This window comes from Nocardia sp. NPDC003345, assembly GCF_053589395.1.
This window is the reverse complement of sequence record NZ_JBSFRU010000139.1, coordinates 1-15,197: the sequence shown is the minus strand read 5'-3', so window position 1 is coordinate 15,197 and position 15,197 is coordinate 1. Positions and strand designations below refer to the sequence as shown.

Sequence of the window (15,197 nt, the reverse complement as noted above, 5' to 3'; positions counted from 1 at the left end):
GGGACCGCCTGAATCCGCGGTTGAGCCTGTACGGCATCGTGGTGACCATGTTCGATGCCCGGCTGTTGCATTCTCGTCAGGTGATGGCGCGTGTGGTGGAGGTGTTCGGCGAGCTGGTGTACGACACGGCCATCGCGCGGACCGTGCGGTTCCCCGACGCCAGTGTCGCCGGTGAGCCGATCACCACGTGGGCGCCGAAATCCGGTGGCGCCGAGGCGTATCGGGCGATGGCACGGGAAGTCATCTTCCGGTCCGGTCGGTGAGCGCGGTCACCCGACCCGCTGCGCCGACGAACGAACCCGCTCCGGAGCCGGATCCGGCGGCCCCGGCCGAGGAGAAGTCCGGTTTCCATCTGCGGCTGAGCAATTTCGAGGGACCGTTCGATCTGCTGTTGCAGCTGATCTCGCAGCGGCGGCTCGATGTGACCGAGGTGGCGCTGCACAAGGTCACCGACGAGTTCATCGCCTATACGAAGGCACTCACCGCGGGGTTGGCGCAGCCGGGGAACGCGCTGCGCACCGACAAGATCCTGGACCAGACCACCGAGTTCCTGGTGGTCGCGGCGACGCTGCTGGACCTGAAGGCCGCGCGGCTGCTGCCCTCCGGCGAGGTGACCGACCCGGATGATCTGGAACTGCTCGAGGCCCGGGACCTGCTGTTCGCGCGGCTGCTGCAGTACCGGGCGTTCAAACAGGTCGCCGAACTGCTGGGCGAGCTGGAGGCGGCGGCGCTGCGACGGTATCCGCGGGCGGTCGGCCTGGAGGAACGGTTCGCGAGCCTGCTGCCGGAGGTGTCGCTGGGGGTGGACGCGGCCGGGTTCGCCGAGATCGCGGCGGCCGCCTTCCGGCCGCGGCCGACGCCCACGGTGGGTTTGGACCATCTGCACGCACACACCGTGTCGGTGGCCGAACAGGCGACACTGGTCCTGGAGCGGTTGCGGGCGCGAGGCGCGGGAACCTGGACCACCTTCTCCGATCTGGTCTCCGATTGCGGGGCGCCGATCCAGATCGTGGCCCGTTTCCTGGCGCTGCTCGAGCTGTACCGCGGCCGATCGATCGAATTCGACCAGCCCGACCCCTTGGGCCCCCTCGCCGTCCGCTGGATCGGTGACGAGGCCGAGAACGCCCCGGTGAAGTTCGAGGAGGACTACGGATGAGCGAGTCAGGCCCGGAGGCGGCAGCGGAGCGTGACCACGGAGGGCCCTCGCTCAGCCGTGGAGGGCAGGGCATGAGCGAGTCAGGCCCGGAGGCGGCAGCGGAGCGTGACCACGGAGGGGCCTCGCTCAGCCGCGGAGGGCAGAGCATGAGCGAGTCGGGCCCGGAGGCGGGAGCGGAGCGTGACCACGGAGGGCCCTCGCTCAGCCGCGGAGGGCAGAGCATGAGCGGGACTGTGACCGAACTCGCCCCCGAGCCGCTGGACGAGGACGAGTTCCGGTCCGCGCTGGAGGCGCTGCTGCTCGTCGTGGACACTCCCGCGCCGGTAGAGCAGCTGGCCGCCACCCTGGAGGAGCCCCCGCAGCGGGTGGAACGAACCCTGCGGGAGATGTCGGCGGAGCTGGCCGCCCGGCGCAGTGGAATGGATCTGCGTTTCGCCGGGGACGGGTGGCGCTTCTATACTCGCAGCGAGTACGCACCGTATGTGGAGCGTATGTTGCTCGACGGCGCCCGGTCGAAGTTGACGCGGGCGGCTCTGGAAACGCTGGCGGTGGTGGCATACCGTCAGCCGGTGACCCGGGCACGGGTCAGCGCGGTGCGCGGTGTCAACGTCGACGGTGTGATGCGCACCCTGCTGGCCAGGGGTCTGATCACCGAGGCGGGCGCCGACCCGGAAACCAACGGCACGCTCTACGGCACCACCGAGTTGTTCCTGGAACGGATCGGGCTGGCGTCGCTGAGCGATCTACCGGAACTGGCGCCCCTGCTGCCGGGCGTCGACCTGATCGACGAGATCAATGACAGTCTGGAGACGGATCCCCGTTACACCAGGCTGCGCAAACCAGCCGAGGACGATCTGAAACTCGGCGCCGAGGATTGACAGGAATATCGTGAACACACCCGCTCGCCGAGATGGCATACCGGATCGAAGTAAACGCGGCGACCAGGCCGGTCGCGGCCGGGGCGCGCCCCGCGCGACGGGCGAGTCCCGGCGCGGCACCGGCGACTCGTCGCGGACCGGCCGCGCGGGAAGCCCGCGCAGCCAGGAACGAGGGGCCCGCAGTGACCAGGTGCAGCGCACCGGACGTACCGGTGGCGCGCAGTCGGCTCGCGGTGGCGCCCAGGGAACTCACGGTGGCGCTCAGGGCGCGCGTGGCGGAGCCCAGGGCGGCTCGCGAGGCGGCGCCGTTCAGGGGGGACGCGGCGGAGCCGGCCAGGGAAATCGCGGCCAGGCCGCTTCGGGTGGTCGCGGTGGTGCGGGGCAGAGCGCTCGTGGCGCCCGGCCCGGCGCGGTGCGCACCGGCGGCGCGCGGACCGTTGGGCGGCCGGGCACCGGGGCCCCCGCACGCCGGGCCCAGCCGGCGCGGGTATCCGGTCCGCCCCAGCTGAGCAATGCCAAACCCGCCCGGCACCAGCATGTGGACCAGGAGGAGCGCGGTCCCGAGAAGTTGCCGTGGGGCGAGGGCGAGCGTCTGCAGAAGGTGCTCGCGAAGGCCGGAGTGGCGTCTCGGCGGGCCGCCGAGGAGCTGATCGACCAGGGCCGGGTCGAGGTGGACGGCCTGATCGTGCGGGAGCAGGGTCTGCGGATCGATCCCGAGAACGCGGTGGTGCGCGTCGACGGGACCCGCGTGGTGGTGCGCGAGGAACTGGTGCATCTGGCGCTCAACAAACCCAAGGGCTGGCAGTCCACGATGTCCGACGATCTGGGCCGTCCGTGTGTCGGCGATATCGTCGCCGAACGGGTGGCCGCGGGGCAGCGGCTGTTCCATGTCGGGCGCCTGGACGCCGATACCGAGGGCCTGCTGCTGCTCACCAACGACGGTGATCTCGCCCACCGGCTGATGCACCCCTCCTACGAGATGCCCAAGACCTACCTGGCGACCGTGCAGGGCGAAGTGCACCGGTCGATCGGCAAGATCCTGCGCGACGGGGTGGAGCTCGAGGACGGCCCGGCCAAGGTGGACAAGTTCCAGGTGCTGGAAACCGAACCGGGACGCTCCCTGGTCAAGGTGGTGTTGCACGAAGGGCGCAAACATATCGTGCGCCGGTTGCTGGACGCGGTCGGTCACCCGGTGACCAGGCTGGTCCGCACCCATATCGGTCCGGTGGTACTGGCGGACCAGCGTCCGGGCACCCTGCGGGTACTCGGGCGCGACGAAATCGGGAAACTCTACGAGGCGGTGTCATTGTGAACGGTGTGGAGGCTCCGGTGGGAGTCGTGGCGGACGCGGCCCGCGACCGCTCGCTGGTGGTGGCGATGGACGGTCCCTCGGGGACCGGTAAGTCCAGCGTCTCCCGGCGGCTGGCGGTGCGGCTGGACGCCCGCTACCTCGATACCGGCGCCATGTACCGGGTCGCGACCCTGCAGGTGCTGCGGGCGGGCATCGATCCCGCCGATACCGCCGCCGTGATCGCGGCGGTGACCGATATGCCGTTGCGGATCGGTACCGATCCCGGCCGTGAGCTGATCGAACTCGACGGCGCCGATGTGCGCGCGGAGATCCGGGGCGCGGCGGTCACCGCGGCCGTCTCGGCGGTCTCGGCGGTACCGGAGGTCCGGGAACAGCTGGTGGCGTTGCAGCGTGAGATCGCGGTGAGCGCGGGCCGGATCGTGGTCGAGGGCCGCGATATCGGCACCACCGTCCTGCCCGACGCGGACGCCAAGATCTATCTGACCGCTTCGGCGCAGGCGCGGGCGCACCGGCGTAATCAGCAGAACATCGCCGAGGGCCGCGGGGACGACTACGCGGGCGTGCTCGCCGATGTGCAGCGCCGCGACCGGCTCGATTCCACCCGCGCGGTATCGCCGCTGCGGCGCGCCGAGGACGCGGTGCAGGTCGATACCAGCGATCTGAGCATGGACGAGACCATCGAGGAACTGTTCGGTGAGGTCGCCAGGCAGCTGGACCGGCCCCGGGTTCGCCAGGGCGCGGCACGGCACGGCGGAGCCGCCGGATGAGCGCGGAAACCACCGGCGATGTGCTCGCCGGCGACGGAGTCTGGAGTGACGAGGCCGAGTGGGAGATCACCGACCTCACCGGCGACCCGGAGGCCGCCGACGAATCACCGATGCCGACCCTGGCCGTGGTCGGCCGCCCGAATGTCGGTAAATCGACCCTGGTCAATCGGATCCTGGGCCGCCGTGAGGCGGTGGTCGAGGATGTGCCCGGGGTGACCCGGGACCGGGTGTCCTATGAGGCGTCCTGGGCGGGCCGGCGTTTCTGGGTGCAGGACACCGGCGGCTGGGAGCCCGACGCCAAGGGCCTGCAGCAGTCGGTGGCCCGGCAGGCGGAACTGGCCATGAACACCGCCGACGCGATCCTGCTGGTCGTGGACGGGGTGGTCGGCGCGACCGCCACCGACGAAGCAGCGGTGAAGGTGCTGCGGCGGTCGAAGACACCGGTGATCCTGGTCGCGAACAAGGTCGACGACCAGCGGGTCGAATCCGATGCGGCGGCGCTGTGGTCGCTGGGGCTGGGCGAACCGCGGATGGTGTCCGCGGCGCACGGCCGCGGTACCGGTGACCTGCTCGACGACGTGCTCGAGGTATTGCCCGAGACGCCCCGCGAGGGCAGCGGCGGGGCCGGCGGGCCGCGCCGGGTGGCGCTGGTCGGGAAACCGAATGTGGGCAAATCGAGTCTGCTGAACAAACTGGCCGGCGACGAGCGATCGGTGGTGCACGATATCGCCGGCACCACCGTGGATCCGGTGGATTCGCTGGTGGAATTGGGCGGCAAGGTCTGGCGGTTCGTCGATACCGCCGGGCTGCGGCGCAAGGTCGCCAATGCCAGCGGGACCGAGTTCTACGCCTCACTGCGCACCAAATCGGCGCTCGAGGCCTCCGAGGTGGCGATCATGCTGATCGACGCCTCCCAGCCGATCACCGAACAGGATCTGCGGGTGATCGGGCTGGTCGCCGATTCCGGGCGGGCGCTGGTGCTGGCGTTCAACAAATGGGATCTGGTGGACGAGGACCGGCGCCTGCAGCTCGACCGTGAGGTCGACCGGGATCTGGTGCGGGTGCCGTGGGCGCAGCGCGTCAATATTTCCGCCCATACGGGTCGCGCGGTGCAGAAACTGGTTCCGGCCATGGAGACCGCGCTGGAGTCCTGGGACAAACGCATCTCGACCGGCAGGCTGAACACCTGGCTGAAGGAAGTGATCGCCGCGACCCCGCCGCCGATGCGCGGCGGCCGGCTGCCCCGGGTGCTGTTCGCGACCCAGGCGACCACCCGGCCGCCGACCTTCGTGCTGTTCACCACCGGGTTCCTGGAGGCCGGTTACCGGCGGTTCCTGGAACGGCGGCTGCGTGAGGAGTTCGGATTCGACGGTTCGCCGGTGCGGATCTCGGTACGTATCCGGGAGAAGCGCGCCCGGAAGTGACGTCCGCGCTCACCCACCTCTACCGGTGGGTGAGCGCGTTTCACTCGGCCGGCCCGGTCACGGGATATGACCGCCCGACGACCCGGCCCGAGGCGACCCGCGGGGATCGGCTGGTGCGCCCGGCCGCGGTGCGGGAACCGGCCCGGTATATCCGGGTGCGGGATACCCTGCAGGGCGGGCGCCGGTTCGTCGGTGCGCAGTGAGGAGTCTGTCGTGGCGGGTCGCACCATGCGGGCGGTCTCGGTGTACCTGCGGCTGACCCGCAAACGCGGGATGGCGACCGCCGAGAAGGCCCGCGCCGCCATGGCCGAACCGCCCGGTGACCACCGCCCGCCCGCGGGGGTGCGCCGACGGCACCGGGTCAGCGAGAGCCCGGTCGACGGCTTCCCCTGCTACACGGTCGCGCCCCGGGACCGCCCGGAATCCGGCACGGTCGTCGTGTACCTGCACGGCGGCAGTTTCTTCCGCGAGATCAGCCGGTGGCATTGGCGATTCATCGAACGCCTGGTGGCGGCGGGTCACCGGGTGGAGGTGCCCATCTATCCGCTGGCCCCCCGCCACACCTATCGGGCCGCGCGACCCTACCTGACGGCCGTGTACCGGCGCGTTCTCGGCGAATTCGAGGCCGGACGCGTGGTGCTGGCCGGTGACTCCGCGGGCGGCACACTGGCGCTGCTGCTGGCCCAATCGCTGCCCGCCGCGGGCCTGCCCGCACCGGCGCGGCTGATCCTGCTGGCGCCGTGCCTGGATATGCGCCTGGCCAATCCGGAGATCGATCGCATGCAGGATGCCGACCCGTGGCTGGCGCGGCCGGGTCTGCTGGAGGCCGGGCGGGTCTGGGCCGGCGGCGACGACCTGGGGCTGCCGGAACTCAGTCCGATCAGCGGATCGGTGCAGGGGTTGCCGCGCACCGATATCTATGTCGGCACCCACGACATCCTCCGGCCCGACGCGCGGCTGTTCGCCGAACGAGCGGGCGCCGCAGTGCGTCTCGTGGAGGAGCCGGGGGCATTTCATGTGTACCCGCTGGTTCCGGTGCCCGAATCCCGGCCCGTGATCCGGCGGATCCTGGCCGATCTCGACGGTATACGGGCTGGTGGGAGTGGGTGAGCGCGGTGCCGCGATGCCGGTTCGCGCGGGCTCGGGCACGGAACCGGATCGGCGGCAGCGGATCTCGTGAACAGACTGTGAACGAGTGCGGAAATCGGTTGTTTCGACCGTGACGGTGCACAGCGAAGCAAAGCGCGGTACCGTACCCCGGCGTGACTACTTGTCTGCCATCGAATCACCCGAGGCGGGAGCCGTAATGACTGTCGAGCCGCCGATTGAGGACGACGTCACCAAGCTGGCCCAGCGAGTCGAGCACGCCCGCAGCCGACTGGTCTACCAGTTCGACCCGGCGCTGACCGAGGCGTTGTCGGAGACGGAGCTGAGCGCCGAACGTGATCTCGCCGAGCGCATCCGTGAGCAGGAACGGGGGCAACGCTGGAAGGAGATCCAGGCGGTTGCCTCGGCCAACGATCGGGCCAGGCAGACCACCGAGCAGATCGAGAAGGCGGATATGCGCGACCTCTTGCTCGCCCGCAAGGCCATCGCCGCACAGCGCCGGGAATCCAGCCCGCACGCCAAACTGGCGTCGCTGTACCGCCATCGGTCCTGGTCGTTGCGCGCGCTGGCCGGTGTGGTCGCCGCGGGCATGCTGTGGTCGGCGGTCAACGTCCAGCAGAACATCGCGCCCACCGGTGCCAGTGATCCCCTCTTCTGGTTCAGCTACCTGCTGGAAGCAATGATCAGCGCCTGCCTGATCATCATCATGATCGGCACCAACAAGGTGGCCGAGTGGGGGGTGATGAACAACCGGAGACAGGTGGCGGCGGCGGAGATCGCGCTGCTGTCGCTGACCGTCGGGCTCAACACCTACCCCTATGTGCGGGTGGGTGACTGGTACGACGTCGCGGTGCACGCGGTGGCGCCGGTGATGATCGGTGTGGCCCTGCTCATCCACGACGCGGTCAGCAACCGCTACGGTATGGCGATCCTGCGGGCCACCGAACAGGTCCGGGTGCTGCCGGACCCGGCCGAGCAGATCCGCAACAATCTGCGCCGGGTGAATGTGCACCGGGCCGCGCTGGCGGCCGAGGCGTCCACCACACTGCCCATCGATACCGTCGCCGCGTCGAAACCGGCGGCTCTGGAAGCGGCCAAGAACGATACCGTCACCGCGACGGTGACGAACGGATCGGCGTTCCGATCCGACGGCAAAGCCGGTGATTCGGGAAAACGCCGTTCCGGTGATCTGGCGGAGGTCACGTCGGGTCTGATCGGCCGGACCAGTTCACTACTGGATGAAATGGCCTCCAACTCGCCGCTGTTCGATGAGGGCTCAGCGGCCGCACACACCGGCGAGGTGACCGATAAGCTCCCGGTCACCAAATCGTCGGTCACCAAGAAGCTCGGGCAGGGCAAACGCAACGACGGTAACGGTTCGGGCAAGAACGGTACCGAGTCCAAGGGCAAGATGTCCGGGGACAAGGAAACCGACGATTTCCTCGATGTCGTGCGCAACTCCGACGGCTACGACACCGGGCAGTTCCGGGTAGCCGACATCCTGGAGCAGGAATTGGCCGAACTCCAGGCCGAACGTCGTAAGGCCCGATCCTCCGGGCGCACCCGCACCACCTCCACCAACGGGGCCTGAGCGGGCCGGTACCGGATATCGTGCCGTTTCCCGCCGGGGACCCACTACCGTGGGAACCAGACGGTGAGGAGGCACGATGTCCGAGCACCCGCCCACCGGGCGCAAACCCGCCGGAGTCGATTTCGAAACCTGGGTGGACCGCAAGATCAGGGAAGCCACCGAGCGCGGCGAGTTCGAGAACCTCGCGGGGGCGGGCCGGCCGCTGCCGGGTGCGGGTAACCCGTACCACGACGAGAACGCCTGGTTGCGTGACTATCTGCGCCGGGAGGGTGTGAGCGGCGATCTGATGCTGCCGCCGTCGCTGCAATTACGGCGGGAGATCGAGCGGTTCCCGGAGACCGTGGCGGAACTGCCCACCGAGGTCGCTGTCCGCGAGGCGGTGGCCGGACTCAACCGGCGGGTGGTGGATTGGCTGCGGATGCCCATCGGCCCGCAGGTGCCGATCTCGCCCGTGGACGCCGACGAGGTGGTGCGGGCCTGGCGTGCGGCGCCGGCTGCGCCCCGGGGCGAGCGCGGCCCCGCGCCGCGGCCGGAACCGCTCGCACCGGCGGCCGCGGATACCCGCGCACCGGTCCGGTGGTGGCGGCGGATCTTCGGCGGGCGGTGAGCCGATACCGCCGCGCCGGACCGTGCCGGTGCGGTTGTATGGAGGGATGGATGCACGGACCCTCGCCGACCGTATCGAGATCAACGATCTGCTCACCCGCTACGCGACCGCGGTCGACGACAGGGACTGGACGCTGTACCGGTCCGTGTTCACCGCCGACGCGCAGATCGACTACACCGGCGCCGGTGGTCCGTCCGGCGATCTGGAAACCGTGGTCGCCACGCTGACCGAACAGCTGGCCCTCTTCACCCGGACCCAGCATTTCATCTCCAATATCGCGGTCGACCTGGCCGGTGACACCGCGAAGGTGCGCGCCATGTTCTTCAACCCGATGGTCGTATCCCCGGGCCGCCAGTTCACCTGTGGCGGCTGGTACAACCACGACCTGGTGCGCACGCCCGACGGCTGGCGCAGCGCCCGGCTCTTCGAGGAATCGGCGTGGTTCGACGGGATCGAGGCCGCGTTCGCCCAGTAGACGCGCCGCCACCGCCCGTGTGAGTGAGCACACTCGTGGCCGGACGCCGCCGCCGATTGAACCCCGCGACTCCGGGTACGCGGGCCATATCCGACCGAACGACCGAGTAGCCGGAGGTGGACGTAGTGGCCGAGAGCAAGAGTGTCGGCGAAGGTATCGAAGGCATCGTCGAAGATGCGAAGGGCAAGGCCAAAGAAGCCGCGGGAGCGATCCTGGACAACGATTCGCTGCGTAGCGAGGGCCGGGCCCAGCAGGAGAAGGGCGAGGCGCAGCGGACCGCGGCCGAGAAGGAGGCCGAGGCCCACGACGAGCGCCTGAAGGCCGCGGATGCCGAGCAGCGGCTGCGCAGCGAGCAGGAGCCGGACCAGAAGCGCGACAGCGAGGCATGAGCGCTGCCCCTGCCGGTGCCCTCCGGTGGGGCGAGGCCCGATACGGCGGCCACTTCACGGAGTGGCCGCCGTATCGCGTCGGGGGTCACGGCGATACGGCGGTCCGGCGTGCGGCCGGGGTCTCGCCGGTGTGCCCGTGCAATTCGTATACCGCGAAGGCGGTGCGGATAACCGGCTGCGCGACATTGCGGACCCGGATTCCGCCGGGGGTGCTTCCGCGTTCGGTGCCCGCGTGGGCGTGGCCGTGTATCGCGAGATCGACGCCCCGGTTGTCGATGGACTCGCCCAGCAGATACGAGCCCAGGAACGGATAGATCTCCCGGGGTTCGCCGTGCAGGGTATCGCTGACGGGGGAGTAGTGCGTCAGCGCGACCGTGACGTCGGTATCGAGCCCGGCCAGGGCGCGGTCCAGTGCGTCGGCCAATTCGACGGTATGACCGGCGAACTCGCGCATCAGCCGTTCGCCGAACACGCTCGCGCATTTGCCGGCGAAACCCCCGCCGAAACCCTTGGTACCCGCGACGCCCAGGGTGCGGCCGCCGATCTCGAGGGTTGTGGCCGTGCCCTCGAGGACCGTGATGCCCGCGCCGGCCAGCGATTCCGTCACTTCGTCCGCGACATCGCTGTGGTAGTCGTGATTACCCAGCACGGCGACGACCGGCACACCCACGTCCGCGAATTCACCGGCGACGACCTGCGCCTCGGCCACGGTCCCGTGCCGGGTCAGATCACCGGCCAGCAGCAGCGCGTCCGCACGCGCCGGTAGCTCGCGCAGCGCCGGGGCCAGCAAGCCACGCGAATCCGTACCCAGATGGATATCTCCGACGGCGGCGATCCGCATCTGCCCACTCCTTCCGCTCGGTGTCAGTCACCGAGGTCTTCGCATTCGCCCGGTTCGGCGGCGGTGCTCACCCGCACGTCGTTGTGGATCCGCACGCCCGGCGCGATGTCGTGCACCACGTCCTCCAGCAGACCCCGGCGGTGCGCGGTGCTCACCTCGCCGTCCAGTACGACCACATCGCCGCGGATCCGTACCCGCACACCCTGTTCGGCGGTGCGGGCGTCCTCGGTGAGCGCGCGATGCAGTTCGGCGGCGAGGTATTCCGGCGGCCGGGCGGAAGGAGTGGTTTCGGACATCACGGGACCTTTCCGCCGGCCGGATCAGGGGCCCGGGTGTCGGCGATACCGAGATCGTCGATGAGCCCGAGAAAGGCCCGGGCGTAGGGGGAATGCTCGGTCTGCGCGCGCGCCGCCGGCCAGTCGACCTGTTCGCGCAGGTCGCGGGCGATCTGCAGCAGCGGGCCGAGATCGAGCCGGTGGGCATCGAACACCAGCAGTTTGTCGACCAGCAGGTCGGTGCCGTCCACCACCGGCGCGACGGTCGGGCCGACACGCATGCTGACGGCCCGAGCCAGCAGCGCGTCGTCGACGTCGCGGTTGTTCGGCCGGTGGATGACATCGATGAGGGTGTTGCCGTCGTAGGCCTTGATCAGCCAGTCCTCGGCCGCCTCGGCGATCCGCAACCCGGCGCGGGCCAACTCGCTACGGGCCCGGGCACTGTCCTCGGGTTTGACGAGTAGATCGACATCGTGGTCCGACGGTGGCCCGCCGCGCGCGTACACCGCGCAACCGCCGGCCACGGCGAACGGTATGCCCTGACGCGACAGCGCGTTGGCGGCCCGGGTCAGGGCGTGCAACAGCTGTTCGACCGTCGGTGCCATACCCACGGCTACCCGGCGGGCGGGTACCTAATCAGGGTATGACCGGTGGCCTCGCGATACCGGGTCAGCCCAGAGTGGCGATGAGCCCGACGGCGACCACCGCGAAGAGGACCACCAGTGCGACCACCGCCACGACGGCGAGGATTCCGGTGGGCGGGAAATGCCTGCGGGTCGCGGGCTCCGGGGCCGACAGCCCCGATGTCTGCGGTGTATCGGGTGGAGTGGCGCCGGGAGACACCCCGCCACCCGGTTCCAGATCCGGGGTCTCGGCCGGATCGGGATCCATCGATGACATGGGGACACCCCTTTCCTCGTAGCCTTCGGACGAGCCGCGAGCCGGGTCGCTCGTCCGCGGGTGCCGTCCGCAGTGATCGCGGGCGGGCACCTCGCGCGGCGCGTACCCGGTACCGCGACGCCCAATCCCGGCTCCGGCCCGGTTCAGGACTCCGCGGCCCGGCGCCGGCGGCGATGAGTGGTGTCGCACAGCGGGTAGGTGCGCGAGCGTTTGCACAGACAGATCGCCACGAGGAACCGGTCGGCGCACCGCGGGTTCCCCTCGGCGTCCACCACCTCCAGCGGCCCGTCGATCAATGCCGGTCCGTCCGGGGTGAATCTCATCCGGGTCCGGACCTCGGCCGCGGCTTCGTGGCGGCCGGCATCCGGGGGTGGTGCGGGCGACTCGGGCGCCGCGGCGGCGCCGCCCCCGCCGGTGCGCCGCGGTGCCGGCCGAAAATCCGCCACCCCGTGGACTGCGGCCAGCAGGGCGTCGGGATCGGGTGGGGTGTCATCAGGGCCGGTCGGCACGGATCACCACCAATTCCTCGTGCTGCTGTTCGGGCCGGAGCAGCCCTCGGGTGCGTAACCAGCCGCTGCGGTCCCGCATCACCGGTCCGAACGGGATCATGGAGCGCGCGACCACCGTGGCCTTGAGGCCACCGGCACGTAACTGGCGCAGGCTCGCGCCGGTATCGGCGACCGCCGAGTGCACCAGCAAGGCGATCCCACCGGTGCCGAGGAGCCGCGGCATCATGGTGCAGAGCGGATCCAGCAGGGAGCGGCCGTGCCGGCCGGCGTCCCAGGAGCGGGCGGCCCCGCGGGGCCGGTCCGGATCCTCGCTCGGCACATACGGCGGGTTGGCCACGATCACATCGAACCGGCGGCCGTCGACCGCCCGGGTGACGTCACCGCACAGTAGCTCCAGCCGCACCCGGTGCAACCGGCTGTTGAGCCACGCCGAGGCCACCGCCGCGGGCGAGAGATCCACCGCGGTCACCCGGGCCGCGCCCCGGCGGGCGGCATGGATGGCCAGTGCGCCGGTTCCGGTGCAGGCGTCGAGCACATGGGCCCCCGCCGGGAGGCTGGCCTCGGTCATCGCCCGGGCCAGTAGCCAGGTATCGGGTTGTGGGCGGTAGACGCCCGGTACACGGACCAGCACCGGCCTCACCACTCCCGATCCCGAAGCGTTGTGTTCCCGGCGGCCCAGGACCGCAGCACCGTATCGGCGAACCGGTCTTCGAGGAGATCGGTGGCCTGGATGCCGAAGACCACCGATTCGGCCAGTTCGGGTTCCCGGTCCAGCAGATCACCGAGCACCTCATGACGGACGACCTGTTCGTGGACGGCGTCGGCGGTGACGTGCTCGCTGTAGAACCGCAGGCAGTCCGGATGGGCGGAGAAACGCCGGAGGGCCTGCACCAGCACCGCCGAGGCCGGGGAGGAGGTGATCTCGACCGCCGCGAAATGTCCCAGCAGGGCGCCCCGCAGGGACCGGTGCAGTCCGAACAGCGACATCATGTCGACCAGCGCCAGCATCGGGGCGGGCACGATGTCGAGATAGTGGAGGTAACCGTCGTCCAGGCCGGCGCCACGCAGCAGATCGGCGTAGAGACGGGCGTGCACCTTGTCGCCGCGGCCGCCGCCGAACTCGTCGTATTCGATCGCGACCAGGCCCGCCTTCGCGTCTCCGCGCAGCCGGGGGATCACCCAGGCGACCGGGTCGGCCTCTTTGTGGTGGTAGATCGAACGCTGGACGAAATACTCGCGAACCTGCCACCAGGTGCCCTCGTCGCGGAGATGGTGGACGAGTCCACCGCCGGTGGGCACCGTCAGCAGACGGTCCAGTTCGGCGTCGACGTCGTGTCCGCCCGCCACCTCCGCGCGTAACGCCGCTTCGAAATGCCGCTCCAGATCCCGGCGCAGCGCCAGCAGGGCCGGATCCCATTCCCAGTCGGAATCCACCTCCCGCAGACCCTGGTAGTGCAACTCGTAACAGGTGTGCAGGGCCAGATGGAGATCGTCTCCGAAGGGGTCGATATCCCCGGGCACGGTGGGAACCGGACTGCCGGGTCCGGCCGGTAGCGCGGTCAGCAGATCCGCCGACAGCGGTCCTCTGGGCAGGGGTAGCGGGGCGCCGTGACGGGCGCGACCGGCCACGGAGAGTGTTTCGACCATGGCTCCAACCTTTCGTGGCGACAGCGGCCGGGCGACCGGGCCCGCACCGGCTGTTGTTGTTCGCGCATTAGCCGTCTACCAGCGATGTAAACGTGTCACCCAGGGTTCGCGCCCGGGCCGGAGGGGCGCCCGAGCCCGCCGGACCCGCGGCTCACCGGCGGTCGGCCACCGAAGCGAGCGGTGTACAGCGACGGCCGCCCGTGCCAAAATGGAACGCAGGTTGAAAATTCGCAGCCGATCCCGGTGCCGCGTACACCGGTTGCCCCGGGCTCGCCCCGTGGGAGTCGGACCGGACTCCCGCCGAAGTCTCCGCAGTCGTCACGCCACCGGAAATCCCTCACTACGGACGGGATTGATATGTCGGTTACCACCACCCTCTACCAGGTCGATCGTCATCGCAGGCATAGTCCGCGGCCGGTTGCGCAGGGGCGTACCTGGGCTCGGCCCAGCACCGACCACTCCGGTTGTGTGATCGCCCGCGTGGAGGGCGAGCTGGACGCGGTACTACACGACGATTTCCGCGAGCTGCTGCGCCGCTGCGGTCAGGGAGGTCACCGCACGGTGATCCTCGACCTCCGGGCCACCACGTTCATGAGTCTGCGGGCGGCGATGATCCTCGCCGCCGCCAAGAGTGACGCCTGGCCCGAAGGTGTGGAGTTCAGGCTGGTCAGCGGCCGGAAAGAGGTCGAACGCGCACTGGAGGTCGTCGGGGTGCGCCACGAGTTCCGCTATTACCCGACCCTGGGAGCGGCACTGCGGCCGTGACGTGCCACAACGACCCCCGGTCCGCTACGGCGGACCGGGGGTCGCGAGTGTCCGGGCGACCGTCGATACTCGACCTGTGACGCAACGTAACGGTGACGCCGGCGGCGGCTCGGAAGTTCTCGACCCGGACTTCGGAGACGACCAGTGCGCGGGCGCGTTCGAATTCTGGTTCGCCGACCAGCGCTGGGAGTGGTCGGAGGGTGTGGCCCGGATACACGGCTACCCGCCGGAGCCGATGACGCCGAGCACCGAGACACTGCTCGCGCACAAACACCCCGACGATCGCGAACAGGTCGCCGCCGCGCTGGCGAAGTCGGTCGCGGAATGTACGCCCTTCTGCAGCCGCCACCGGATCATCGACACCGCCGGGCACACCCGGCATGTCCTCGTGGTCGCCGACACCTTGACCGATGACGACGGCCGGGTGGTGGGTTCGACCGGCTATTACGTCGATCTGACCGCCACGCTGCGCGAAGAACGGCAGGAGACGCTGCAGGACACCCTGCCCGAGCTCTATGCCGCGCGTGCGGTGATCGAACAGGCCAAGGGCGCGC

The 15,197-nt window shown here is 70.0% G+C and carries 21 protein-coding genes; 14 read left to right on the top strand and 7 right to left on the bottom strand.

The window, feature by feature from the left end:
- The 12 genes from ACWDU1_RS16900 to mbp1 form a co-directional block, all read left to right on the top strand.
- A partial coding sequence (locus tag ACWDU1_RS16900) for a ParA family protein (RefSeq protein ID WP_449999459.1) occupies positions 1–263 on the top strand: 263 nt, incomplete at its 5' end.
- Positions 260–1,156 carry a segregation and condensation protein A gene (locus ACWDU1_RS16895; protein WP_449999457.1) on the top strand — a complete coding sequence of 299 codons (897 nt, stop codon included), beginning with the start codon at positions 260–262 and terminating at the stop codon, positions 1,154–1,156. The genes ACWDU1_RS16900 and ACWDU1_RS16895, both read left to right, overlap by 4 nt.
- Before the next feature lie 221 nt (positions 1,157–1,377).
- On the top strand, positions 1,378–2,034 hold the full coding sequence (gene scpB / locus ACWDU1_RS16890) for an SMC-Scp complex subunit ScpB (protein WP_449999455.1): 657 nt from the start codon (positions 1,378–1,380) through the stop codon (positions 2,032–2,034).
- 10 nt (positions 2,035–2,044) lie between these two features.
- Entirely contained in the window at positions 2,045–3,346 is a 1,302-nt protein-coding gene (locus tag ACWDU1_RS16885) for a pseudouridine synthase (RefSeq protein ID WP_449999453.1), read from the top strand.
- A 65-nt stretch (positions 3,347–3,411) separates the two neighbouring features.
- Positions 3,412–4,113, top strand: coding sequence for a (d)CMP kinase (gene cmk / locus ACWDU1_RS16880; RefSeq protein WP_449999461.1), 702 nt, complete (start codon positions 3,412–3,414; stop codon positions 4,111–4,113).
- Positions 4,110–5,537, top strand: coding sequence for a ribosome biogenesis GTPase Der (gene der, locus ACWDU1_RS16875; RefSeq protein WP_449999452.1), 1,428 nt, complete (start codon positions 4,110–4,112; stop codon positions 5,535–5,537). The genes cmk and der overlap by 4 nt, the downstream gene beginning before the upstream one ends.
- The gene (locus ACWDU1_RS16870; RefSeq protein ID WP_449999450.1) at positions 5,534–5,740 is read left to right on the top strand and encodes a hypothetical protein; all 207 of its coding nucleotides are present in this window, start codon (positions 5,534–5,536) and stop codon (positions 5,738–5,740) included. Before der ends, ACWDU1_RS16870 begins: the two co-directional genes overlap by 4 nt.
- Before the next feature lie 10 nt (positions 5,741–5,750).
- The gene (locus tag ACWDU1_RS16865) at positions 5,751–6,647 is read left to right on the top strand and encodes an alpha/beta hydrolase fold domain-containing protein (RefSeq protein WP_449999448.1); all 897 of its coding nucleotides are present in this window, start codon (positions 5,751–5,753) and stop codon (positions 6,645–6,647) included.
- 196 nt (positions 6,648–6,843) lie between these two features.
- Complete coding sequence (locus tag ACWDU1_RS16860) at positions 6,844–8,235, top strand: hypothetical protein (protein ID WP_449999446.1); 1,392 nt, start codon at positions 6,844–6,846, stop codon at positions 8,233–8,235.
- A 76-nt stretch (positions 8,236–8,311) separates the two neighbouring features.
- Positions 8,312–8,842 (top strand): DnaJ family domain-containing protein, encoded by a 531-nt coding sequence (locus ACWDU1_RS16855; RefSeq protein ID WP_449999445.1) that lies wholly within the window; start codon positions 8,312–8,314, stop codon positions 8,840–8,842.
- Positions 8,843–8,888: 46 nt separating this feature from the next.
- Positions 8,889–9,317: a nuclear transport factor 2 family protein gene (locus ACWDU1_RS16850; protein WP_449999443.1), complete on the top strand. Its 429-nt coding sequence runs from the start codon at positions 8,889–8,891 to the stop codon at positions 9,315–9,317.
- Positions 9,318–9,442: 125 nt separating this feature from the next.
- Positions 9,443–9,706, top strand: coding sequence for a microaggregate-binding protein 1 (mbp1, locus tag ACWDU1_RS16845; RefSeq protein ID WP_449999442.1), 264 nt, complete (start codon positions 9,443–9,445; stop codon positions 9,704–9,706).
- A gap of 85 nt (positions 9,707–9,791) precedes the next feature.
- On the opposite strand, the gene ACWDU1_RS16840 is transcribed toward mbp1, so the two are convergent.
- The 7 genes from ACWDU1_RS16840 to ACWDU1_RS16810 all read right to left on the bottom strand — a co-directional run bounded on the left by ACWDU1_RS16840 (position 9,792) and on the right by ACWDU1_RS16810 (position 13,878).
- A complete protein-coding gene (locus ACWDU1_RS16840) occupies positions 9,792–10,547 on the bottom strand; it encodes a metallophosphoesterase family protein (protein WP_449999440.1) in 756 nt (251 codons plus the stop codon).
- Between the two features lie 23 nt (positions 10,548–10,570).
- Positions 10,571–10,843 (bottom strand): BON domain-containing protein, encoded by a 273-nt coding sequence (locus ACWDU1_RS16835; RefSeq protein ID WP_449999438.1) that lies wholly within the window; start codon positions 10,841–10,843, stop codon positions 10,571–10,573.
- Positions 10,843–11,427, bottom strand: a complete 585-nt coding sequence (locus tag ACWDU1_RS16830; protein ID WP_449999437.1) for a nucleotidyltransferase family protein — start codon at positions 11,425–11,427, stop codon at positions 10,843–10,845. The genes ACWDU1_RS16835 and ACWDU1_RS16830 overlap by 1 nt, the downstream gene beginning before the upstream one ends.
- Positions 11,428–11,491: 64 nt before the next feature.
- The gene (locus tag ACWDU1_RS16825) at positions 11,492–11,722 is read right to left on the bottom strand and encodes a DUF6480 family protein (protein WP_449999435.1); all 231 of its coding nucleotides are present in this window, start codon (positions 11,720–11,722) and stop codon (positions 11,492–11,494) included.
- Positions 11,723–11,865: 143 nt separating this feature from the next.
- Positions 11,866–12,231, bottom strand: a complete 366-nt coding sequence (locus ACWDU1_RS16820) for a CDGSH iron-sulfur domain-containing protein (RefSeq protein ID WP_449999433.1) — start codon at positions 12,229–12,231, stop codon at positions 11,866–11,868.
- Entirely contained in the window at positions 12,215–12,862 is a 648-nt protein-coding gene (locus ACWDU1_RS16815; RefSeq protein WP_449999431.1) for a HemK2/MTQ2 family protein methyltransferase, read from the bottom strand. Before ACWDU1_RS16815 ends, ACWDU1_RS16820 begins: the two co-directional genes overlap by 17 nt.
- A 5-nt stretch (positions 12,863–12,867) precedes the next feature.
- A complete protein-coding gene (locus ACWDU1_RS16810; protein ID WP_449999430.1) occupies positions 12,868–13,878 on the bottom strand; it encodes an iron-containing redox enzyme family protein in 1,011 nt (336 codons plus the stop codon).
- Between the two features lie 357 nt (positions 13,879–14,235).
- Between ACWDU1_RS16810 and ACWDU1_RS16805 the strand changes: the two genes are divergently transcribed.
- Together ACWDU1_RS16805 and ACWDU1_RS16800 are read left to right on the top strand one after the other, a co-directional pair.
- A complete protein-coding gene (locus ACWDU1_RS16805; RefSeq protein WP_449999428.1) occupies positions 14,236–14,643 on the top strand; it encodes an STAS domain-containing protein in 408 nt (135 codons plus the stop codon).
- A 76-nt stretch (positions 14,644–14,719) separates the two neighbouring features.
- Positions 14,720–15,197, top strand: a 478-nt coding sequence (locus ACWDU1_RS16800; RefSeq protein ID WP_449999426.1) for a PAS domain-containing protein, incomplete at its 3' end; no start/stop codon positions are given.

Excerpts from the sequence above, each read along its gene's own strand:
- der (WP_449999452.1), top strand. The coding sequence starts at position 4,110 with ATGAGCGCGGAAACCACCGGCGATGTGCTCGCCGGCGACGGAGTCTGG.
- ACWDU1_RS16855 (WP_449999445.1), top strand. The coding sequence starts at position 8,312 with ATGTCCGAGCACCCGCCCACCGGGCGCAAACCCGCCGGAGTCGATTTC.
- ACWDU1_RS16805 (WP_449999428.1), top strand. The coding sequence starts at position 14,236 with ATGTCGGTTACCACCACCCTCTACCAGGTCGATCGTCATCGCAGGCAT.
- cmk (WP_449999461.1), top strand. The coding sequence starts at position 3,412 with ATGGACGGTCCCTCGGGGACCGGTAAGTCCAGCGTCTCCCGGCGGCTG.
- ACWDU1_RS16825 (WP_449999435.1), bottom strand. The coding sequence starts at position 11,722 with ATGTCATCGATGGATCCCGATCCGGCCGAGACCCCGGATCTGGAACCG.
- ACWDU1_RS16810 (WP_449999430.1), bottom strand. The coding sequence starts at position 13,878 with ATGGTCGAAACACTCTCCGTGGCCGGTCGCGCCCGTCACGGCGCCCCG.
- ACWDU1_RS16860 (WP_449999446.1), top strand. The coding sequence starts at position 6,844 with ATGACTGTCGAGCCGCCGATTGAGGACGACGTCACCAAGCTGGCCCAG.
- ACWDU1_RS16850 (WP_449999443.1), top strand. The coding sequence starts at position 8,889 with ATGGATGCACGGACCCTCGCCGACCGTATCGAGATCAACGATCTGCTC.
- ACWDU1_RS16840 (WP_449999440.1), bottom strand. The coding sequence starts at position 10,547 with ATGCGGATCGCCGCCGTCGGAGATATCCATCTGGGTACGGATTCGCGT.
- ACWDU1_RS16835 (WP_449999438.1), bottom strand. The coding sequence starts at position 10,843 with ATGTCCGAAACCACTCCTTCCGCCCGGCCGCCGGAATACCTCGCCGCC.
- ACWDU1_RS16830 (WP_449999437.1), bottom strand. The coding sequence starts at position 11,427 with ATGGCACCGACGGTCGAACAGCTGTTGCACGCCCTGACCCGGGCCGCC.
- scpB (WP_449999455.1), top strand. The coding sequence starts at position 1,378 with ATGAGCGGGACTGTGACCGAACTCGCCCCCGAGCCGCTGGACGAGGAC.